Raw genomic sequence first — 20,075 nt, forward strand, 5'->3', positions numbered from 1 at the left:
AAATACACTGCTTCCCACACTCAATCACCGAGGACATCACCATGACCCGTAAAATCGCAGTGATCACCGGGGCCAGCCGTGGCCTGGGCAAAAACACCGCCCTGCACCTGGCGGCACAAGGCGTCGACATCATTGGCACTTACCACAGCAAGGCCGATGAAGCGCAGGCATTGGTCGCACAGATCGAACAACTGGGCGGCCGTGCCGCGATGCTGAAACTGGACGTGAGCCAGAGCGCGACGTTCGCTGATTTCGTCGGTGAGGTTGCTGGCGTACTCAAGGACGTTTTCGCACAGGACCGCTTCGATTTTCTGATCAACAACGCCGGTATCGGCATTCACGCCAGCTTCGCCGAGACCACCGAAGCGCAGTTCGATCAATTGGTGGCGATCCAATTCAAGGGTCCGTTTTTCCTGACCCAACAGCTGTTGCCGTTGATCCGCGACGGCGGGCGCATCGTCAATATTTCCAGTGGCCTGGCGCGCTTCAGCCTGCCCGGCTACGCCGCTTACGCCGCCATGAAAGGCGCGATGGAAGTGCTGACCCGCTACCAGGCCAAAGAGCTGGGCGGCCGTGGCATCAGCGTCAACATCCTGGCCCCCGGCGCCATTGAAACCGACTTCGGCGGTGGTGCCGTGCGCGACAACGCCAACCTCAACGCCATGGTCGCCAGCAATACCGCCTTGGGCCGCGCCGGGTTACCGGACGATATCGGCGGCGCGATTGCCAGCCTGCTCGCCGACGGTAGTGCCTGGATCACCGGCCAACGTATCGAGGCGTCGGGCGGCATGTTTCTGTAGGAGCTTGTCACGCAGTACGTCATACCCCCAGTGATACACATAGGTGTACGGCAGGAAAAACAGCAGTACGCCTATGTCGAGGATAAACGCCTGCACCAAGCTGATGTTCAGCCAGGCGGCAATCAGCGGCACACACACCAGGATCAACCCACCTTCAAACATCAAGGCATGCAGCACGCGGGTCCAGCCGTTGCTGGCCAGTTGCAGGCGCGCCTTGAGGCGGTCGAACAGGCCGTTGAAAATCACGTTCCAGGCCAGCGCCAACAGGCTGATCGCCAGGGTGACCATGCCCATCTCCAAGGCAGGCTTGTCCATGATCCACGCCAGCAACGGGGTGCAGATCAACAATGCCAGGGCTTCGAAACCAATGGCCTGGCAAACGCGTTCAGTAATCGACTTGGTAGGGTTCATGAGCCGGCTCCGTGAGTGACGATGGTTGTCATCATTAGCCTTTGACTCGATACTTCATAACCAATAACCATCGATCAAGGCGATAGTCATGGCTTCTAACGAAGTGCTGCAGGCGTTTGTGCAGGCGGCCACCCAAGGCTCGTTTTCGGCGGCAGCGCGCAAGCTCGGCAAGAGCCAGTCCACCGTCAGCGCGGCCGTGGCGAGCCTGGAGATTGACCTGGATGTGGTGCTGTTCGATCGCAGCAGCCGCAAGCCGACGCTGACGCCGGCGGGCCATGTGTTGCTGCAACGCGCCGAGCAGGTGCTGGAGGCCAGCAGCCGGCTGGAATTGGCGGCGAGCCAGTTGGCCCAGGGGTTGGAGCCGAAGCTGAGTGTCGCCATGTCCGATACCTACCAGTCCGACCGTTTCGAAGTCGCCCTCAGCGCCTTTGAACAGCGCTACCCGGACCTGGAGCTGGAATGCCTGATCGCCGAGTGCGAAGACCTGATCGCCCTGGTCCAAAGCGGCCGCGCGCAGATTGCGTTTATTGAACACCAGGAAGAGTATCCGCCAGACCTGACCCGCGCCCCCGTGGACGAGCGCACGGAAATTGCCCTGTTCGTGTCACCCAGACATCCGCTGGCGGGCGTCGGTACCCTCACCGCGCACACCCTGCAACAGCACCGCGAATTGCGTCTGGCCAGCATCATCAACCCGAACGAAACCCGCGCCAATGGCCGTGTGTGGTCGGCCCCCAGTTACCTGATGCTGTTGGAGATGGCCCAGTTGGGGTTTGGCTGGGCACCGATTCCGCGCTGGCTGGTGGAGCGCTTTGGTGGGGGGCAGTTGGTCGAACTCAAGGCACGCGGTTGGCCGCGCTCGGTGGCGGTGGATGCACTGTGGTCACGGCATCATCCGCCGGGGCCGGCAGGGAGTTGGTTGCTGGGGAAGATGTTGGAGTGATTTTTTTCAGACAATTGAGATTAATGTGTGGGGCCCCCGATGACGGTCGGTCAGTCACCTAATGCAGCGACTGACACCCTGCTATCGGGGCATAGGTATCTACACAACTCTTAAAGGCTGACACATAACTCTGTGGTGAGCGGGCTTGCCCCGCGCTGGGCTGCGAAGCGGCCCCAATAAGGTCACCGCAGAGTGCCAGAATCAATCGAGGTGAAGGTTTTGGGGCTGCTTCGCAACCCAGCGCGGGGCAAGCCCGCTCACCACAGAAGCCTAATTGCCATAGATTCCGTATTCACTGGAAGTTGTGTAGATACCCATGCTCATCGGGGGCAAGCCCCCTCCCACATTTTTGATCTTCATTGCTTGGGGAGATTGAGTTCGGCCAGGCGGTGTTTGAGGAAGCGTTTTTCCGGGATCTGCTGGGTCAGCGACAAGGCTTTTTCGTAGGCTGCCCGGGCCTCTTCCACCCGCCCCAACTGCCGGCAAAACTCGCCCCGCGCCGAATGCGCCAGGTGGTAATCCAGCAACTCCCCGCGCGCCAGAATGCCTTCCACCAACTGCAACCCTGCCAGCGGCCCTTCGCCCATGGCCACCGCCACGGCGCGGTTCAACTCGATCACCGGCGACGGCGCGGCACTGAGCAACACATCGTAGAGCCCGATAATCTGCAGCCAATCCGTTTCCCCGGCGCTGGGTGCCTCGGCATGTACCGCCGCAATCGCCGCCTGCAGGCAATACGGGCCAAAACCCCGCTGCGTCAGTGCCCGTTCCACCAGCGCGCAACCTTCAGCCATCAAGCCCCCATCCCACCGCGAACGATCCTGCTCATCCAACAACACCAACTCGCCGCTGGCCGAGGTGCGCGCCGCGCGGCGGGACTCGTGCAACAGCATCAGCGCCAGCAGGCCCATCACTTCCGGCTCCGGCAGCAACTCCAGCAGCAGGCGGCCGAGGCGAATCGCTTCGCGGGTCAGGTCCTCGCGCGTGAGGTCCGCGCCCATGGACGCCGAATAGCCTTCGTTGAACACCAGGTAAATCACGCGCAGCACGCTGTCCAGGCGCTCGGGCAGCTCGGCAAGTGACGGCACTTGATAAGGGATTTTGGCCTCGCGAATCTTGCCCTTGGCCCGCACGATGCGTTGGGCGATGGTGGTCGGGGTGGCCAGAAAGGCGCGGGCGATTTCTTCGGTGGTGAGGTCGCAGATCTCACGCAAGGTCAGCGCCGCCTGGGCGTCGGCCGCCAACGCTGGGTGGCAGCAGGTGAAGATCAGGCGCAGGCGGTCGTCTTCCACGTCCTCAACGCTCCAGTCAGCGGCTTCCAGGGCGTCGGCCTGCGCCTGCAATAACGGGGTAAAGCGGGCCTGTCGGCGTAAACGGTCGATGGCCTTGAAGCGTCCGGTCGACACCAGCCAGGCCCGTGGGTTGTCCGGCACGCCCTCTTGCGGCCAGCGCTCGACCGCGACGAAGAACGCCTCGTGCAAGGCTTCTTCGGCGAGGTCGAAATCCCCCAGCAGGCGGATCAGGGTGGCGAGGACGCGCCGGGACTCACTGCGGTAGATCGCCTCGATGGGAGGCGTCAATCGCGCATGCCCTGGGTCACCAGCGTCACCAGGCGGTCCAGGCTCTGACCCCAGCCGTCGTGAAAGCCCATGGCTTCGTGGGCCTGCTTGTCTTCGGCGCTCCAGTGCATGGCGCGAGCGGTGTAGAGGGTCTTGCTACCCTCGACTTCCTGCAGCGTCACTTCGGCGGTCATGAACGGTTTGCCCGAAGGGATCCAGCCCGGCGTATAGGCGTCGGTAAACACCAGGCGCCGAGGGGCGACAATCTCCAGGAACACGCCTTGGGTCGGGTACTCGCTGCCATCCGGCGCGCGCATCAGGGTGCGAAACAGCCCTCCGACCCACAGGTTCATTTCGCACTCGGGGGTGGTCATGCCATGGGGGCCCCACCATTGTTGCAACAACGCGGGTTCGGTCCAGGCGCGGAACACCCGGCTGCGCGGCGCATCGATCACGCGGCTGATGGACAGTTCAAATTCGGCAGGTTGCGTAGGCATGGCTAAACCTCCTCAAGTCTTATGGTTGTTGTGCTCAGAGATTCAATTGGCGAACGGGGCGCACTTCCACACTGCCGACCCGGGCGGCCGGAATGCCACCGGCCACCTGGATCGCTTCATTCAAGTCGCGCGCCTCGATCAGGTAGAACCCGGCGAGCTGTTCCTTGGTTTCGGCAAACGGCCCGTCGGTGATCGACACCTTGCCATTGCGCATGCGCACCGTGGTGGCGGTGGTTACCGACTCCAGCGGCTCGGCGGCGAGCATACGGCCACTTTTTTGGATGGACTGCGCATAGGCAAGACACTCCGGGTCTGCGGGGCTGTCCGGCGAGGTGTGCAGCACCTGCTCCTTGCTGTAGATCAGGCAGAGGTATTTCATGTGCGTCTCCGTCTTCGGACTATTGACTATAGTTCGCGGCGCTCAAGGTTTCAGGTCGAACAATGCCGTGCCACTTGCCATGTCGAACGGCGCCGACCAGTGCTCATGCACCACCTTCCAGTCACCGTTGAAGCGTTGGTAGCCGGCGGTCACCCGCATCCAGCAGGCCTTCACTTTACCGTCCGGCCCGGCGCCGCCGCAGTGGGCGAGCCAGTGGGCGAATGCGCTGTCCTGGGACTCGACGATACGCAGTTCGTGGAACTCGAAAATGCCCGGGCCGGGGCAGTGCTCCATGCAGGTCTCCCAGTGCGCACGGTAGGCCGCCTTGCCTTTGAACTGCAGGGCGGTCACGGCGTCGAACGAGACGATATCGTCGGCGTAATAGCTGACAATCTTATCGATATTCCGGGAAAGCACGGCTTGCTTCCATTGCTCGATCAGGGTGTTGATAGCGGTACTCATGGCGATACTCCTTCGGGTTGGAAAATCACGGAAGACACCCTTAGTCGAACGGCCCTCGGGCAAATCGACAGCCCGTTGAAAAATAATGTCGTCCAGCACAAACCCGATAGACTGCGCCCTTCCTTGCCGCTGTTCGGACACGCCGATGCAAACCCGCCTTGTCGCCTACGAAACGCTGAATACCGTGCAACAACAGCATGTCAGCGCCATCGAAGTTCACCCTGAACAGCTGCCGTTTTGCGGCGACATGTATTGCGCCCTCAATTCGCTCCTGGCCAAGCCCAGCCCCGGCGTCAAAGGCTTTGCCCTGCTGGCCGACGACAGTCCGGTAGCCTTCCTCCTGCTTAAACGCCCGCCCTGCCTGCCCCACTGGGCCGATGAACACAGCGCAACGCTGCATGCGTTGCAGGTGGATCGGCAGCAGCAAGGGCGTGGATTCGGCAAGGCCTGTTTGCAAGCCTTGCCGGCGGCGGCATTGCAGGCGTGGCCGCAGATCAAGGCGCTGGAGTTGTCGGTGGACACGCACAATGTGGCGGCGATGGGGTTGTATCTGGGCGCAGGATGGGTGGACAGCGGGGAGGCGTATAAGGGGCGGGGTGGGTATGAGCGGAGGTTGAGGTGGGTGTTGGGTCGAAGCGGTCTTGACTTACTTTAAATGTAACGTATACATAACTTCCAATTAAAAAGTAATGAATATATGACATGGATACTTCGGTTATCACTCAGCGACTGGGCAGCCAAATTCGCGCCATGCGACTTAACCGTGGCTATAAACAAGCGGATCTGGCGAAACTTGCAGGGGTTACCCGGCAGAAGCTGATAGAAGTCGAACAAGGCAGCCTCTCGGTCTCAATGAATGCCTATGCCCGAGTGATCGCCGCCTTGGGCAGCGAATTCAAATTAGTGCCTGTGACCATGCCGACCCTGGAGGAACTGGAGGACTTGTTCAATGATTAGCCCCCATTTACGCGTTCATACCCCTCAAGGTAAAAGCGGCAGCGTGTTGATGAGTGCCAACGACTATTTGTTCCGCTACGGCGAAAACCTGCGGGCACAAACCGCAGTCAGCCTGACGATGCCCGTTCGCGCCGAAGAATATCGCCGCCGAGAACTTCACCCCATCTTCCAGATGAACCTGCCGGAAGGCTACGTTCTGGAGCAATTGCGCAATCGCCTCGCCAAGACGGTCAAGGTCGATCCGATGTTGTTGCTGGCACTCTCGGGCAGCAGTGCACCGATTGGTAGGGTGTTCGTGTCTTCGGATCAAGTAAACGACCTGATCCTGCGCAACAGCCCTCCCTCCAGCGGAGAAAACCTCAACGAAATTCTCGCCTGGGACGGCGCGGAGGATCTGTTCCTGGAACTGGTGGATCGCTACATCCTGCGAGCAGGTATTTCTGGCGTGCAGCCCAAAGTACTGGTGCCGGAAAAACCGCAGGCATCCGCGCAGAAATTCACGTCGAAAACCAACGACCTGATTATCAAAAGCGGGCGCGATGAGTTTCCGGGGTTGGCCATCAATGAGTACCTGTGCATGTCCATCGCCCGGGATGCAGGCTTGCCGGTGCCACCTTTTTACCTGTCGCAGAATCATAAGCTGTTCATCATGCGGCGCTTTGATCGGGACGAGCAGCTCAACCCGCTGGGTTTCGAAGACATGACCACCTTGATGGGTCTCTCTGCGGAGCAGAAGTACACCAAGAGTTACGCAGCGATCGCCAAGGCCGTACGCGTGTTCTGCGCCCCAGAACATCAACGCAGCTCGCTCGATCAATTGTTCGACAGCGTGGCACTGAGCTGCATAGTGGGTAATGGCGACGCTCACTTGAAGAACTTCGGCGTGCTCTATAGCGACCCGCTGAAATCGGATACCCGGCTGGCACCGGTATACGACATTGTGAACACCACCGCCTATCTCCCTGAGGACTCACTGGCACTTGACCTGTCCGGCAACAAATCATTGTTTGCTGCACGCCTGGGCATCCTGGAATTTGCAAGAACCTGCGAAATTGAAAATCCCGAAGCGCGCATTCAGGCACTCCTTCAAACCCTGGAAGCCGTGCTCAAGCGCGAAGACGATTACTGCCGGTTGGCCCCTGATGTAGCGAAAGCCATACGTCAATCTGCGCAGGGCTATCAACTCAGCTTTGGTGGCTGAACGTCCTGTGGTTGCGGCGAGACAAGCGTTCAGCCAGTGGGTTACTTGTGTTCCACGGGCAACCAGACCTCCACCGTCCCCGTCCCCTTGCGCCCATCAAAATCCGCGCTATAGCGCTCGAAATCCGCCCCCGCCACCTTGTAGCCCGAGTGCGGCAACCACTCGAACATGATGCGCTCGTAGGTCTGCTCCAGTGCCTGCACCGGGCCATAGTGCGGGAACACGGCGTAGTGGTGCGCAGGCAGTTCGACGCACTCGAAGTTGCTCGGCACATCGCTTTTGGACGGTACTTCCACTCCGGCCATGTAATCGAATTCACCGTGGCTGGGGTTATGGCAAACGCCGTAGGTCACTCCGCCGACGCGTTTCTTGATGTGTTTTACGCTTTCGTCGAACACACTCCACAACTTGGGGATATCCCCCACGGTAGCCTTCGAATAACGCCCTTGCACCCCGGCGATCACCAGGGCCTTGCCGTCTTCCATGCGTGGCTCTAACGGTTGTTTTGTCTGCTGGTCCATCTGAACAGTCTCCTTCTTATGAGGGAACAAACCCGTATCGAGTATAGGGGCATATCCTTGCAGTACTCCATGCAGAAAATTTCCCGACACATCTGGACAACTGGCCATCATCGACCGTATTGTCTGCCCCGCAGGCCACCGCAGTGGCCGACGTCGCTCGGACGGTTCCGGGCGCTTACGTACTCTCGAGGCAACAATGGCAGACCTTGGTTCGCCGCGCCGCTTTGCGCGCATAGATCGACTCCCCCCTTACGTTTTCAATATCACTGCCGAGCTGAAGATGGCTGCGCGTCGGCGCGGCGAAGACATCATCGACTTGAGCATGGGTAACCCCGACGGCGCCACGCCTCCCCATATCGTGGAGAAGATGGTTACCGTCGCCCAGCGTGAAGACACCCACGGCTATTCCACCTCCAAAGGCATTCCACGTCTGCGCCGGGCAATTTCGCGCTGGTACAAGGATCGCTACGCAGTCGACATCGACCCCGAGACCGAAGCCATCGTGACCATCGGTTCCAAGGAAGGCCTGGCGCATCTGATGCTGGCCACCCTGGACCAGGGCGACACGGTGCTGGTGCCCAACCCGAGTTATCCGATTCATATCTACGGTGCCGTGATTGCCGGCGCCCAGGTGCGTTCGGTGCCGCTGGTGCCTGGCGTGGACTTCTTCGCCGAGCTGGAACGGGCGATCCGTGGGTCGATCCCCAAGCCGAAGATGATGATCCTCGGCTTCCCGTCCAACCCGACCGCGCAGTGCGTGGAGCTGGATTTCTTCGAACGGGTGATCGCCCTGGCCAAGCAGTACGACGTGCTGGTGGTGCATGACCTGGCCTACGCCGACATCGTCTACGACGGCTGGAAAGCCCCGTCGATCATGCAGGTGCCGGGCGCCAAGGACATTGCGGTGGAGTTTTTCACCCTGTCCAAGAGCTACAACATGGCCGGCTGGCGCATCGGTTTCATGGTGGGCAACCCGGAACTGGTCAATGCCCTGGCGCGGATCAAGAGCTACCACGACTATGGCACCTTCACCCCGCTGCAAGTGGCGGCGATCGCCGCACTGGAAGGCGACCAACAGTGCGTGAAGGATATCGCCGAGCAGTACCGCCAGCGCCGCAATGTGCTGGTCAAGGGCCTGCATGAGCTGGGCTGGATGGTGGAGAACCCCAAGGCGTCGATGTACGTCTGGGCGAAGATTCCCGAGGCGTATGCCGCCATGGGTTCACTGGAATTCGCCAAGAAGCTGCTGCTGGAAGCGAAGGTCTGTGTGTCGCCGGGGATTGGGTTTGGCGAGTATGGGGATGATCATGTGCGCTTCGCGCTGATCGAGAACCAGGACCGGATTCGCCAGGCGGTGCGCGGGATTCGCGGGATGTTCCGGGCGGATGGGCTGGTCGCTAAAGCCTGACCCGATCCACCTGAACAAATGTGGTCAAACTGTGGGAGGGGCTTGCCCCCTCCCACAGTTGATTGGGTTTTCACCCTTGTCTTGTAGCGTGTCTGTTAGACCACCAACGACAGCAACATGATAAAGATCAGTGCCACAACGGACAGGATGGTTTCCATCGCCGTCCAGGTCTTGAAGGTCTCGGCCACGGTCATGTTGAAGTACTGCTTCACCAGCCAGAACCCCGCATCGTTGACGTGCGACAGGATCAACGAACCCGCCCCCGTCGCCAACACCAGCAGCTCACGGTTAACTCCGGGAATCATCCCCACCACCGGCACTACGATGCCCGCGCCGGTAATGGTCGCCACGGTGGCCGAACCGGTCGCCACACGAATCACCGCCGCCACCAGCCACGCCAGCAGGATCGGGTTGATCTGTGCGTTTACCGCCATGTGGCCGATCACGTCACCCACGCCGCTGGTCACCAGCATCTGCTTGAAGCCACCACCGGCACCGATGATCAGGATGATCGCGGCGGTCGGCGCAAGGCTGGCGTCGAGCAGCTTGAGGATCTGCTTGGAATGGATGCCCTGGCGGCTGCCAAAGGTGTACAGCGACAGCAGCAACGCCAGCAGCAAGGCGGTGATCGGGTGACCGATCATGTCCATCCAGTTGCGCACCACGTTGCCTTCGGCAAAGGCGATGTCGGCGAAGGTTTTGAGCAGCATCAGGAACACCGGCAGCAGCACGGTGACCAGGGTGATACTGAAGCTCGGCAGGTTTTTGTTCTCAGGCTCGCGGGCCAGTTGATCGACCAGTTCCTGGGACGGGTTGCCCGGAATGTACTTGGCGATAAACGTACCGAAGATCGGGCCAGCGATGATGGCCGTCGGCAGCGCGACGATCAGGCCGTACAGGATGGTCTTGCCGATGTCGGCGCCAAACACACCGATGGCCAGCAGCGGGCCCGGGTGCGGCGGCACCAGGCCGTGGACTGCCGAGAGGCCGGCGAGCAGCGGGATGCCGATCTTGATCAGCGACACGCCGGTGCGGCGCGCAACGATAAACACCAGCGGGATCAGCAGTACAAAGCCGATCTCGAAGAACAACGGAATGCCCACCAGGAATGCGGCGAACATCATGGCCCACTGGACCTTGTCCTTGCCAAAGGCGCGGATCAGGGTCTGGGCGATCTGATCGGCACCGCCGGATTCGGCCATCATCTTGCCGAGCATGGTGCCCAGCGCGAGGATGATGCCGACAAAGCCAAGCACCCCGCCGAAACCGTCCTGGAACGCCTTGATGATCTTGTCCACCGGCATGCCCGAGGTCAGGCCAAGGAAGCCGGCCGCGATGATCAGCGCAATAAATGGGTGAACCTTGAAGCGGGTGATCAAGACGATCAGCCCGATGATGGTAACGACTGCATCTAACAGCAGGTACGACTCGTGGGACATGCCAAACATGGGGGGTCTCTCCTGTTTGTTGTTGTTATTAAAGCGGGTGTTGAATTTCCTGCCGGGGATAGCGCTATCTTTTCCGGCAAAAAATCAGTTGGATGGTTCAAAACCGTGTGTCAGCCACCAGGCGTTGGTCTGCCTGGCCAACTCCTCGACACTGTCTTCGCTGGCGTTGAGGGCCAGGGTCAGCGGCTCGCCCTTGGGCGATTCAAGGGTGGCGAACTGGCTGTCGATGAGGCTGGCCGGCATGAAATGGCCGGGGCGATGGGACACGCGGTCGGCGGCGACTTCGCGGGTCAACTCCAGGAATACAAAACCCAGGCCCGGCGCGGCTTCGCGCAGGTGGTCGCGGTATTTCTTTTTCAGCGCGGAGCAGGTGAGTACCGGATGTTCACCGGCTTTGAGCGAACGGCGCAGTTCATCGCACAGGATGTCGAGCCAACCGGCGCGGTCGTCGTCGTTGAGGGGGTGGCCGGCGCTCATCTTTTCGATGTTCGCGGCGGGGTGAAAGCTGTCGCCTTCAATGGCGGTGGCACCGTTCAGGCGGCACAGGGCCTCGCTGACGCTGGTTTTGCCACAGCCGGCAACACCCATGATGACCAGGGCGGTAACAGGTTGACTCATGAAACACCTCAAGACGCAGATAGCGCTACCTTTGCACGCCGTGAGGCGAGTGCAAAAACAGGCTTTTCCCGCGCCGTCTTGTCATTTTTATGGAGTGACGCGTGCATCCGCTCCAATCATTTGAACCGGATCAGGCAACCCATAGTTCAATAATTTGCAGCCTTTTGGAGACAGCGCTACCTTAGTGCCTCGATTTTTGTTTGGCAAGCCGCCTGATGACCTCCAAGAACGATAAAAATACCCGCACCACCGGTCGCCCTACCCTCAACGAAGTTGCCCGCCTGGCCGGCGTCAGCCCGATTACCGCCTCCCGCGCGTTGCGCGGCATCAGCACCGTGGCCATCGAACTGGTGGAAAAAGTCCAGCACGCCGCTGCCGAACTCAACTACGTGGTCAACCCCGCCGCCCGTGCCCTGGCTTCGGCCCAGAGCCATTCGGTGGTAGTCCTGGTGCCGTCGTTGTCCAACCTGCTGTTTATCGAAACCCTCGAAGCCATCCACCAGGTGCTGCGGCCCAAGGGCTTTGAAGTGCTGATCGGCAACTCCCACTATTCGCGCGACGAAGAGGAAAACCTGCTGCGCAACTACATGGCCTATCAGCCACGCGGGTTGCTGCTGACCGGCTTCGATCGCACCGAAAGCGCCCGACGGATGGTCGAGGCCAGCAATGTGCCGTGTGTGTACATGATGGACCTGGACCCCAATGCCGGCGTGAACTGCGTGGGCTTCTCGCAGCTGGCGGCGGGTGAAACCGCGGCCGCACATTTGATCTCCCGTGGGCGCAAGCGCCTGGCGTATATCGGCGCGCAACTGGACCAACGCACCCTGCTGCGTGGCGAAGGCTTTCGCCGTGCGCTGCAACAGGCGGGCCTGTACGACCCGGCGCTGGAACTGCTGACACCACGCCCTTCCTCGGTGGGCCTGGGCGGCGAACTGTTCCTGCAACTGCTGGCCGCCCATCCGGATGTGGATGCGATCTTCTTCGGCAACGACGACCTGGCACAGGGCGCGCTGCTGGAAGCCATGCGCCATGGCATCAAAGTGCCAGAACGTGTCGCGGTGCTGGGTTTCAACGACTTGCCGGCGTCGTCCTTCATGGTGCCGCGCCTGAGCAGCATCAGTACCCCCAGGGAAGCGATCGGGCGGCGGGCGGCGGAGCATTTGTTGACGATCATGGCGGGCAACAGGATCGCCAAGCCAGTGGTGGATATGGGGTTTGAGTTGCAGGTTCGCGAGAGCACGTAGTCCCACATTTTAACCCCGCCCGCTCGGAGGCATCGCCGTAGCTTCTCCCTCCTGCTAGATTGGCTGTTCTCCATCGCAAGGAAAGCACCATGGCACATTCACTGAAAATCCTGGGTCGCACGTCCTCCATCAACGTGCGCAAAGTGCTCTGGACCTGCCAGGAACTGGGCATCGACTACGTGCGCGAAGACTGGGGCATCGGCTTCCAGCCCACCCAGTCCGCCGAATTCCTCGCCCTGAACCCCAATGCCCAGATACCCGTGCTGATCGACGACCACGGCGTGCTGTGGGAGTCCAATACCATCTGCCGCTACCTGGTGGGGCTTTACCAGCGCCACGACCTGCTGCCCATCGAGCCCGCCCCACGGGCCCGGGTCGAGCAGTGGATCGACTGGCAGGCCGTCGAGCTCAACCGTGCCTGGGGCGATGCCTTCACCGCCCTGGTACGCAATAACCCGGACGGCCTGGACGCGGCGCAGATTGAAGCCGCCGTGCAACGATGGAACGACAAGATGGGCATCCTCGAGCAACAACTGAGCAAAACCGGGGCCTTTGTTGCCGGCGATGAATTCACCCTCGCCGACATCCTGATCGGCCTCTCGGTGCACCGCTGGCAGATGACGCCCATGGCGCGCCCGGCCTACGCCGCCATTGCCGCCTACTACCAGCGCCTCGGCCAGCACCAGGGCTTCCAGCTATTCGCCCTCGACGGGCATAACTAAGGACATGCCCGTGAAAGGACTCAACGTACTGCTCACCGGCGCCTGCGGCAGAATCGGCAAGACGTTTTTCGAAGCCTCGAGAGACCGCTACCGTTTCACCCTCACCGACCGCATCGCGCCTGATTTCGACCTGGGCGAACACCGCTTCGTGCACGCCGACCTCAGCGACAAAGCCAGCCTCGCCAGCTTGCTCGAAGGCATCGATGTGATCGTGCACCTGTCGGGCATCCCCTACGCCAGCGCCACGTTCGACGAATTGCTGCCGAACAATATCCTCGCCACCACCTACCTGTTCGAAGCCGCCGTGGCGGCGGGTGTACAGCGCCTGGTGTTCGCCAGCAGCGCGCAAACCATCGAAGGCTACCCTGTAGACCGGCAGATCAGCCCAGGCATGCAGGTGATGCCGGCCAACCTGTATGGCGTGAGCAAATGCTACGGCGAAGCGCTGTGTGGCTACTACGCGGCGAAAACCCCGCTGTCGACGATTGCCCTGCGCATCGGCGCGTTCGAATTCGTTGAAACCCACGACCTGAACAACGCCCGCGACCTCAGCGCCTGGCTCAGCCCGCGGGATGCCGTGCAGCTGCTGCAGCGTGCAGTGGAGGCCGAGGGCGTGAAACACCTGATCGCCCATGGCATTTCCAATAACCGCTTCAAGCGCCTGGACCTGAGCGAAACCACACGGGTGTTGGGTTACCATCCGCTGGACGATGCATTTCAGACCTTCGATATCCCCATCACTGACTGAGTTTTTCCCGCCATGCCTGCACTCCCTGCTACAGACGGCATCGACCCGATCCGCGCCGCCCATATCAGCGCGCGTATCGACCGCCTGCCCGCCGTCGCCACGGTCTGGCGCCTGGTGGCGCTGCTGTCGATCGGCGGTTTTTTCGAGCTGTATGACTTGTTCCAGACCGCCTACATCAGCCCCGGCCTGATCAGTGACGGGATTTTCCACACCGGCAGCGAGGGCGTGTTTGGCTTCTCCGACCAGGCGGCGTTCGCCTCGGCGACCTTCCTCGGCCTGTTCCTCGGCGCCAGCCTGCTCAGCCCCATCGCCGACCGCTTCGGGCGCCGGGCGATCTTCACCTTTGCCTTGATCTGGTACACCGTCGCTACGGTGTTGATGGGCATTCAGACGTCCGCGCTGGGCATCATCGGCATGCGTTTCCTGGTGGGCATCGGCCTGGGCATCGAGCTGGTGACCATCGACGCCTACCTATCGGAACTGGTGCCCAAGCGCATGCGCAGTTCGGCGTTCGCCTTTGCGTTTTTCATCCAGTTCCTGTCGGTGCCGGCCGTGGCATTGATGTCATGGTGGCTGGTGCCCCAGGCGCCGTTCGGGGTGTCGGGCTGGCGCTGGGTGGTGCTGAGCAGTGCGGTGTTTGCGCTGTTTATCTGGCAACTGCGCAAGCGCCTGCCGGAATCACCGCGCTGGCTGGCGCAGAAAGGCCGCTTCGAAGAAGCCGGCAGGATCATGGACACCCTGGAGGCACGCTGCCGGAAAGACCATGGCAAACCCCTGGATGAACCCGAACCCGAAACCGTCAGCGTGCAAGGCAGCGGCCGTTTTGCCGACATCTGGCAACCGCCATACCGCCGCCGCGCGTTGATGCTGATTGTGTTCCATGTGTTCCAGGCCATCGGCTTCTTTGGTTTCGGCAACTGGTTGCCGGCGCTGCTTTCGGGCCAGGGTGTCAGCGTGACCCACAGCTTGCTGTACGCCTTTATCATCACCCTCGCCTACCCGCTGGGGCCGTTGCTGTTTGTGAAGGTGGCCAACCGCTTCGAAAACAAATGGCAGATCGTCGGCTCCGCCATGGGTGCGGTGATCTTCGGCAGCCTGTTCGCCCTGCAAACCACGGCGGTGGGGCTGGTAATCTGCGGGGTGATGATCACCTTCTGCAACGCCTGGCTGAGCTTCAGTTACCACTCCTACCAGAGCGAGCTGTTCCCGACCAATATCCGCGCGCGGGCGGTGGGGTTCTGCTATTCGTTCAGCCGCTTGTCGACGGTGTTCAGCAGCCTGTTGATCGGTTTTATCCTCGAACACCTGGGCACACCCGGTGTGTTGGCGTTTATTGCCAGCAGCATGCTGATCGTGATGATCACCATCAGTTGGTTCGGCCCGCGTACGCGCAACCTGGCCTTGGAAAATATCGCCCATTGACGGCAACGGTTGGCCGCCTGCGGGACAATGTTTGCCGCGGCGGCCAGGCCAAATCCAGTCAAACCGGGGTTATCGGACCCGGCATGTTATTTGCTCCCGCTATGGCACCGAACATTTTCCCAGGTGACCGATCATGCTGGTTAACAACAACCCCCAAGCCGTGTCGACCCTTCAAAAGATCACGCGTCCCGACATGGACCCTGCCAACGCCGCCGCCAGCACGCTGTACAGCGGCGCCCTGCAAGCGGCGCAGCAAAGCGTGACCCTGCCGGCCGCGCAGAAGGATCTGGACAAGGCGGGCGATCGCATCGACGAAGCTTTCGCCAAGACCCGCGTGCAGTTGCAGGCCAGCACAGCGGCCACCACGGTGACGACGGATGTCCCCGCCACCAGCTCCGCCCGCACAGACTTCACCGATTACATGAGCAAAACCCCGGCCGAGCGTATCCGTGAGCAATTGCTCAAGGAACAAGGGTTGACCGAGGCGGATGTGCAGAACATGTCACAGGAAAAGCAGGACGCCATTTCCAAGCAAGTGGCCGAACGTTTGAAGCAGCAGCAAGAGCAGCAGGTAGCGGCGAAGACCACTGACCCGCAGGCGCAGGCAGTGAAGGAAACCCTGGCGGCGATCTAAGTCACAGGTGGGACGCCGAGCGTCCCTGGCGGCATTCCCACGCGGGTGCGTGGGAATGATCATTAACTCAGTGACCGAACAGGCCTGTCTCGGTTTTCTTGGCTTTCTTGTCGGCGCGTTTTTCGTCGGCGGTCTTTGCCGGTTTCTTCTTCGCGGCTTTCTTTGAATCCATACCTTTGGCCATGATGCATGCTCCACTTACAGGGGATGTAACACTGGGTATACCACCTATTGCCGCACAGAAGGCGCTTATAATCCCCGGCCCTTGATTATGTTGCCCAAACACCATGCCCGAACTGCACATCGCCCCCCTGGCTGAGCCGCTATGGCCGCTGCTGAACAAGTTTTATCGCCGTCATGACTCACCGATGAAGGCACTCAAGGGCGGGCGTTTGTGGGTAGCGCGCGACAGCGAGATTGTCGCCGGTCTGTGCCTGACACCCGTGATCGGCGGACAGTGGTTGACCGGCGTGTTTGTCGACCCGGCGTATCGCGGCCAGGGGTTGGCGGGGCGATTGATAGCCGCGGCGGCGGCCGAGGTGCAAGGCACGCTGTGGTTGTTGTGCCATCCGGACCTGGAGGGTTTGTATCAGCGCATGGGTTTCACCCAGGACACGCTATTGCCGCAATCCCTCAGCGAGCGACTGGTGCGCTACAAACGTAACAAACCGATGATCGCGATGGGCTTAGATCGTTTAGTGAGGTCGTCCTCGGATAATGTGTGATCGCCCCGCATGGGCCCCATGCTAGCCTCGGCGACACAGTGGCCCACTTTTCGGATGATCATGAAAGCGACCTTTGCAGCGCTGTCCCTTACCGCCCTCCTCGTTCCCACGTTCAGCCAGGCCGCCGACGCACCGATCAGCGCCCAGCAATACGCCAGCGTGTTGGCCGGCAACTGGCGCGACCCGGCCAACAGCGCCCGCGACGGCTATCGCCACCCGCAGCAGACCTTGGAATTCTTTGGCCTGCGCGCCAGGCAGACCGTGATCGAAATTACCCCAGGGGGCGGTTGGTACAGCGAACTGCTGGCACCGTTGCTCAAGGAGCACGGGCATTACATCGCCGCCGTACAAGCGCCGAGCAGCAGCGCCTATGCACGCACGTCCGAAGAGAACCTGAAAAACAAATTCGCCGCCGACCCTACGCGCTATGCCAAGGCAGACGTGGTCGAGTTCGCCCCCAAGGCACCGGTGTTCGGCAAACCTGCTTCGGCGGACGCCGTGCTGACGTTCCGCAATGTGCATAACTGGGTGCTGGCCGATACCGCCGAGGCCACGTTCCACGCGTTCTACACGGTGTTGAAACCGGGTGGCGTGCTGGGTGTGGAAGATCACCGGGCCAAGGACGGGGCCGAGCTGGAGGCGATCAAGGACAGCGGTTACCTGACCACCGCCCAGGTGGTGAAACTGGCCACCGACGCGGGGTTCAAGCTGGCAGGCCAGAGCGAGGTCAACGCCAACCCGAAGGACACCAAGGATTATCCCGCCGGCGTGTGGACGTTGCCGCCGACGTTGAAATTGGGGGAGCAGGACAAGGCAAAATATGTGGCGATTGGCGAGTCAGACCGGATGACGTTGCGGTTCGTCAAACCGGCCAAATAACCTGGTCCCGCCCACATTTTGTTCTCAACGGGTCGGCGATTACTCGTCAGCGGTTGGGTCCATGTCGGGAAACATCACTTCAATAAAGCCGAACTTGCTGAAGTCGGTAATGCGCGAGGGGTACAGCCGGCCGATCAGGTGATCGCATTCATGCTGCACCACCCGCGCGTGGAAGCCATCGGCAAAACGTACGATCGGCTCGCCCTTCGGATCAAACCCCTCGTAGCGAATCTGCTGGTAACGGTCCACCGCACCACGCAGTCCGGGCACCGACAGGCAGCCTTCATAGCCTTCTTCCCGCACCGGGCTGAGCGGCGTGATCAACGGGTTGATCAGGATGGTCTGCGGCACCGGCGGGGCATCCGGGTAGCGCTCGCTGGCTTCGAACCCAAAGATCACCAGTTGCAGGTCGACGCCAATCTGCGGCGCGGCCAGGCCGACGCCGCCCACGTGCTCCATGGTCTGGAACATGTCGTCGATCAATTGCCACAGCTCGGGGCTGTCGAACATTTCCGGCGGTACCGGCGGGGCGATACGCAGCAGGCGTTCATCGCCCATTTTCAGGATTTCACGGATCATCGATCAGACTTCATCGGTAGTGGGTTTGGAGTGGTCGCGGCCGAGGCCGGAGACATGTTGTTTTTCGTGCGCGGGCGCGGGCTCATCGAAATCCTTTGCGCCTGGCTCCTTGCCTTCGGCCGACATGTGCTCGATCACGGCATTCATCTCCGCCCCCAGCAACAGCACGGCGGCGGAAATGTAGAAGTACAGGAGCAACACGATGATCGCACCGATGCTGCCATACATGGCGTTGTAGTCGGCGAAGGTTTTGACGTAGTAGCCAAAACCGAGGGAGGCGACGATCCACACCACCACCGCGAGCACCGAACCCGGGGTAATAAAGCGAAACTTCTGCTCGACGTCCGGCATCACGTAATACATGAGGGCCACGGCAAACATCAGCAGGATCACGATCAGCGGCCATCGCACGATGGTCCACAAGGTCACCACGAATTCCTGCATGCCGATCTGGCCGGCCAGCCATTCCATCACCTGTGGGCCGAGCACCATCAGCGCGGCGGCGGCCAGCAGCATGCCGGCGATGCCGATGGTGTAGAAAACCGACAGCGGGAAACGCTTCCAGATCGGCCGGCCTTCCACGACGTCGTACGCGGCGTTCATGGCGCTCATCATCAGGCGCACGCCAGCGGAGGCGGTCCAGAGGGCAATCACGATACCCACCGAGAGCAGGCCACCCTTGGATTGCTGCAACTGGTCGATCACCGGGTTGACCTGCTCCAGGGCCTGGGGCGGCAACACCAGCTCCGATTGCAGGCGCAGCCAGGTGAAAAAGTCCGGCAGGTGCAGGAAACCGATCAGGGCGATAAGGAACAGCAGGAAGGGAAATAACGAAAACAGCATCTGGTAGGCCAGTGCCGAGGCGTAGGTGGACATCTCGTCATCGACGAATTCCTTGACGGTGCGCACCAGCACTGTGTGGAGCTTGAGACCATCGAGAACCGGAAAAATCATAGCGTCTCCTTTCGCCGCAAAAAGGGGGTCGTGGGCGACTCAGGGGCCGTTTTCTACATCAAGGTAGCCTATTTGGCGACCTTGAAACAATTTCGAAACTTTAATCACTGCATGTGACATAAAAACGGCCATCCGTGGATGGCCGTCGGGCTGCACGATGGCAGTCTTACTTGGTCGCTTTTTTCACCGCGTCCTTGGTGTCGCCCACGGCTTTTTCAACCTGGCCTTTCTTTTCCTGCACGACGCCTTCAGCGCGCAGTTTGTCGTTGCCGGTGACTTTGCCGACGCCTTGCTTGATGTTACCGACGGCTTCGTCTTTCAAACCTTTTGCCTTATCCGCTGTGCTGCCCATGGTATTTCTCCGAAAGAACAATCAAAGGGTTTTGGTCATTACGTAGAGATTGACCCAAGGCCGTTCGGCAGAGTTTCAATTATTTTTCGGTGAACATTTCATCGCCAACGACAGGTTTGGCTTTATGTTTTGCAGCCAACCCACGAGAATGCCCGGCACATTCAGGCTCCAACGCTGAATAACAGATCCCGTAGGAAGGTTATGAAACTCAATAAAGCACAGGCCATCGCCCGCAGAAACCAGGAACTGGGCGGTGCCGTACTCGGCGTCAATAACTGCCACTTCACCGACCTGGACCGCAAACGCAACATCTGGTGGTTCGATCTGCCGGTGGGGCGTATTGCCGTCGGCCAGTACGAGTGGATTCACCTGTTGATGCACAACGCCGAGACCGACCAGCTGCTGCACCTGAAGGTGCCGACCGTGTTCCTGCGTGAAAAGCTCGAGGGACTGGTGGTGCGCAACGCAGGCAAGCGCAAGCCGGAGATTACCCTGGAGCTGAGCGCGGATAAGGATTCGTTCTTGAAGGATGTGCGGCCGGCGGGTGCGGGTGTCAGCTTCGCGCAGTTCGCCGTGTAAGAACGCGGTCAAAAAAATGTGGGAGGGGACAAG

General features: G+C 60.6%; 25 protein-coding genes. 14 read left to right on the forward strand and 11 right to left on the reverse strand.

The genetic code is table 11. The features are described from left to right. Nucleotides 1–41 precede the first annotated feature (41 nt). Nucleotides 42–800, forward strand: a complete 759-nt coding sequence (locus BFP99_RS18205) for an SDR family NAD(P)-dependent oxidoreductase (protein ID WP_065925264.1) — start codon at nucleotides 42–44, stop codon at nucleotides 798–800. Here the strand turns inward: BFP99_RS18205 and BFP99_RS18210 are convergent. Beyond that, nucleotides 699–1,211 carry a multidrug/biocide efflux PACE transporter gene (locus BFP99_RS18210; RefSeq protein WP_043293516.1) on the reverse strand — a complete coding sequence of 171 codons (513 nt, stop codon included), beginning with the start codon at nucleotides 1,209–1,211 and terminating at the stop codon, nucleotides 699–701. The two genes, BFP99_RS18205 and BFP99_RS18210, sit on opposite strands and share 102 nt — an antisense overlap. An 88-nt stretch (nucleotides 1,212–1,299) precedes the next feature. On the opposite strand from BFP99_RS18210, the gene BFP99_RS18215 reads away from it, so the two are divergent. After that, entirely contained in the window at nucleotides 1,300–2,154 is an 855-nt protein-coding gene (locus BFP99_RS18215; RefSeq protein ID WP_065947853.1) for a LysR family transcriptional regulator, read from the forward strand. 356 nt (nucleotides 2,155–2,510) lie between these two features. Here the strand turns inward: BFP99_RS18215 and BFP99_RS18220 are convergent, their stop codons facing one another. From BFP99_RS18220 to BFP99_RS18235, 4 genes are read right to left on the reverse strand one after another with little or no spacing between them, the layout of a single operon-like run. Continuing rightward, nucleotides 2,511–3,734 carry an RNA polymerase sigma factor gene (locus BFP99_RS18220; RefSeq protein WP_065947854.1) on the reverse strand — a complete coding sequence of 408 codons (1,224 nt, stop codon included), beginning with the start codon at nucleotides 3,732–3,734 and terminating at the stop codon, nucleotides 2,511–2,513. Beyond that, nucleotides 3,731–4,210: an SRPBCC family protein gene (locus BFP99_RS18225; RefSeq protein ID WP_065925267.1), complete on the reverse strand. Its 480-nt coding sequence runs from the start codon at nucleotides 4,208–4,210 to the stop codon at nucleotides 3,731–3,733. Before BFP99_RS18225 ends, BFP99_RS18220 begins: the two co-directional genes overlap by 4 nt. Before the next feature lie 34 nt (nucleotides 4,211–4,244). Beyond that, nucleotides 4,245–4,589, reverse strand: coding sequence for a YciI family protein (locus BFP99_RS18230; RefSeq protein WP_065947855.1), 345 nt, complete (start codon nucleotides 4,587–4,589; stop codon nucleotides 4,245–4,247). A 42-nt stretch (nucleotides 4,590–4,631) separates the two neighbouring features. Further along, a complete protein-coding gene (locus BFP99_RS18235) occupies nucleotides 4,632–5,051 on the reverse strand; it encodes a YybH family protein (RefSeq protein ID WP_065947856.1) in 420 nt (139 codons plus the stop codon). 145 nt (nucleotides 5,052–5,196) lie between these two features. Here BFP99_RS18235 and BFP99_RS18240 point away from each other — a divergent pair, with 145 nt between their 5' ends. The 3 genes from BFP99_RS18240 to BFP99_RS18250 are packed head-to-tail and all read left to right on the forward strand — an operon-like array spanning nucleotide 5,197 to nucleotide 7,209. Continuing rightward, nucleotides 5,197–5,706 carry a GNAT family N-acetyltransferase gene (locus BFP99_RS18240; RefSeq protein ID WP_065925270.1) on the forward strand — a complete coding sequence of 170 codons (510 nt, stop codon included), beginning with the start codon at nucleotides 5,197–5,199 and terminating at the stop codon, nucleotides 5,704–5,706. A 47-nt stretch (nucleotides 5,707–5,753) separates the two neighbouring features. Further along, nucleotides 5,754–6,008, forward strand: a complete 255-nt coding sequence (locus BFP99_RS18245) for a helix-turn-helix domain-containing protein (RefSeq protein ID WP_065925271.1) — start codon at nucleotides 5,754–5,756, stop codon at nucleotides 6,006–6,008. Continuing rightward, the gene (locus BFP99_RS18250) at nucleotides 6,001–7,209 is read left to right on the forward strand and encodes a type II toxin-antitoxin system HipA family toxin (protein ID WP_065947857.1); all 1,209 of its coding nucleotides are present in this window, start codon (nucleotides 6,001–6,003) and stop codon (nucleotides 7,207–7,209) included. The genes BFP99_RS18245 and BFP99_RS18250 overlap by 8 nt, the downstream gene beginning before the upstream one ends. A 41-nt stretch (nucleotides 7,210–7,250) precedes the next feature. On the opposite strand, the gene BFP99_RS18255 is transcribed toward BFP99_RS18250, so the two are convergent. Then, complete coding sequence (locus BFP99_RS18255) at nucleotides 7,251–7,730, reverse strand: GyrI-like domain-containing protein (RefSeq protein WP_065947858.1); 480 nt, start codon at nucleotides 7,728–7,730, stop codon at nucleotides 7,251–7,253. Between the two features lie 196 nt (nucleotides 7,731–7,926). Between BFP99_RS18255 and alaC the strand changes: the two genes are divergently transcribed. Beyond that, nucleotides 7,927–9,138, forward strand: coding sequence for an alanine transaminase (gene alaC, locus BFP99_RS18260; protein ID WP_065947859.1), 1,212 nt, complete (start codon nucleotides 7,927–7,929; stop codon nucleotides 9,136–9,138). Between the two features lie 95 nt (nucleotides 9,139–9,233). On the opposite strand, the gene BFP99_RS18265 is transcribed toward alaC, so the two are convergent. Both BFP99_RS18265 and BFP99_RS18270 read right to left on the reverse strand, forming a co-directional pair. Beyond that, entirely contained in the window at nucleotides 9,234–10,586 is a 1,353-nt protein-coding gene (locus tag BFP99_RS18265) for a GntP family permease (protein ID WP_027605614.1), read from the reverse strand. Between the two features lie 84 nt (nucleotides 10,587–10,670). Next, a complete protein-coding gene (locus BFP99_RS18270; RefSeq protein WP_027605613.1) occupies nucleotides 10,671–11,204 on the reverse strand; it encodes a gluconokinase in 534 nt (177 codons plus the stop codon). A 212-nt stretch (nucleotides 11,205–11,416) separates the two neighbouring features. Here BFP99_RS18270 and BFP99_RS18275 point away from each other — a divergent pair, with 212 nt between their 5' ends. The 7 genes from BFP99_RS18275 to BFP99_RS18305 all read left to right on the forward strand — a co-directional run bounded on the left by BFP99_RS18275 (nucleotide 11,417) and on the right by BFP99_RS18305 (nucleotide 17,578). After that, nucleotides 11,417–12,448 carry a LacI family DNA-binding transcriptional regulator gene (locus BFP99_RS18275; RefSeq protein ID WP_176719700.1) on the forward strand — a complete coding sequence of 344 codons (1,032 nt, stop codon included), beginning with the start codon at nucleotides 11,417–11,419 and terminating at the stop codon, nucleotides 12,446–12,448. A gap of 89 nt (nucleotides 12,449–12,537) precedes the next feature. Next, on the forward strand, nucleotides 12,538–13,170 hold the full coding sequence (locus BFP99_RS18280) for a glutathione S-transferase family protein (RefSeq protein WP_065947861.1): 633 nt from the start codon (nucleotides 12,538–12,540) through the stop codon (nucleotides 13,168–13,170). A 10-nt stretch (nucleotides 13,171–13,180) separates the two neighbouring features. After that, on the forward strand, nucleotides 13,181–13,918 hold the full coding sequence (locus BFP99_RS18285) for an NAD-dependent epimerase/dehydratase family protein (RefSeq protein WP_065947862.1): 738 nt from the start codon (nucleotides 13,181–13,183) through the stop codon (nucleotides 13,916–13,918). 12 nt (nucleotides 13,919–13,930) lie between these two features. Further along, entirely contained in the window at nucleotides 13,931–15,340 is a 1,410-nt protein-coding gene (locus tag BFP99_RS18290; RefSeq protein WP_065947863.1) for an MFS transporter, read from the forward strand. A gap of 133 nt (nucleotides 15,341–15,473) precedes the next feature. Then, entirely contained in the window at nucleotides 15,474–15,974 is a 501-nt protein-coding gene (locus tag BFP99_RS18295) for a hypothetical protein (protein ID WP_065925280.1), read from the forward strand. 287 nt (nucleotides 15,975–16,261) lie between these two features. Next, entirely contained in the window at nucleotides 16,262–16,699 is a 438-nt protein-coding gene (locus BFP99_RS18300; protein WP_065925281.1) for a GNAT family N-acetyltransferase, read from the forward strand. Nucleotides 16,700–16,759: 60 nt separating this feature from the next. Beyond that, entirely contained in the window at nucleotides 16,760–17,578 is an 819-nt protein-coding gene (locus BFP99_RS18305) for a class I SAM-dependent methyltransferase (RefSeq protein WP_065947939.1), read from the forward strand. A gap of 39 nt (nucleotides 17,579–17,617) precedes the next feature. Here the strand turns inward: BFP99_RS18305 and def are convergent, their stop codons facing one another. The 3 genes from def to BFP99_RS18320 form a co-directional block, all read right to left on the reverse strand. Further along, complete coding sequence (gene def / locus BFP99_RS18310; protein WP_065925282.1) at nucleotides 17,618–18,157, reverse strand: peptide deformylase; 540 nt, start codon at nucleotides 18,155–18,157, stop codon at nucleotides 17,618–17,620. A 3-nt stretch (nucleotides 18,158–18,160) separates the two neighbouring features. After that, entirely contained in the window at nucleotides 18,161–19,111 is a 951-nt protein-coding gene (locus tag BFP99_RS18315) for a YihY/virulence factor BrkB family protein (RefSeq protein ID WP_027605604.1), read from the reverse strand. A gap of 166 nt (nucleotides 19,112–19,277) precedes the next feature. Continuing rightward, nucleotides 19,278–19,463: a CsbD family protein gene (locus BFP99_RS18320; RefSeq protein ID WP_016973106.1), complete on the reverse strand. Its 186-nt coding sequence runs from the start codon at nucleotides 19,461–19,463 to the stop codon at nucleotides 19,278–19,280. A gap of 201 nt (nucleotides 19,464–19,664) precedes the next feature. On the opposite strand from BFP99_RS18320, the gene BFP99_RS18325 reads away from it, so the two are divergent. Next, nucleotides 19,665–20,042 carry a hypothetical protein gene (locus BFP99_RS18325; protein WP_027605603.1) on the forward strand — a complete coding sequence of 126 codons (378 nt, stop codon included), beginning with the start codon at nucleotides 19,665–19,667 and terminating at the stop codon, nucleotides 20,040–20,042. Nucleotides 20,043–20,075: the final 33 nt, after the last annotated feature.

Source organism: Pseudomonas sp. 1 R 17, from assembly GCF_900067035.1.
GTDB classification, from domain to species: domain Bacteria; phylum Pseudomonadota; class Gammaproteobacteria; order Pseudomonadales; family Pseudomonadaceae; genus Aquipseudomonas; species Aquipseudomonas marginalis.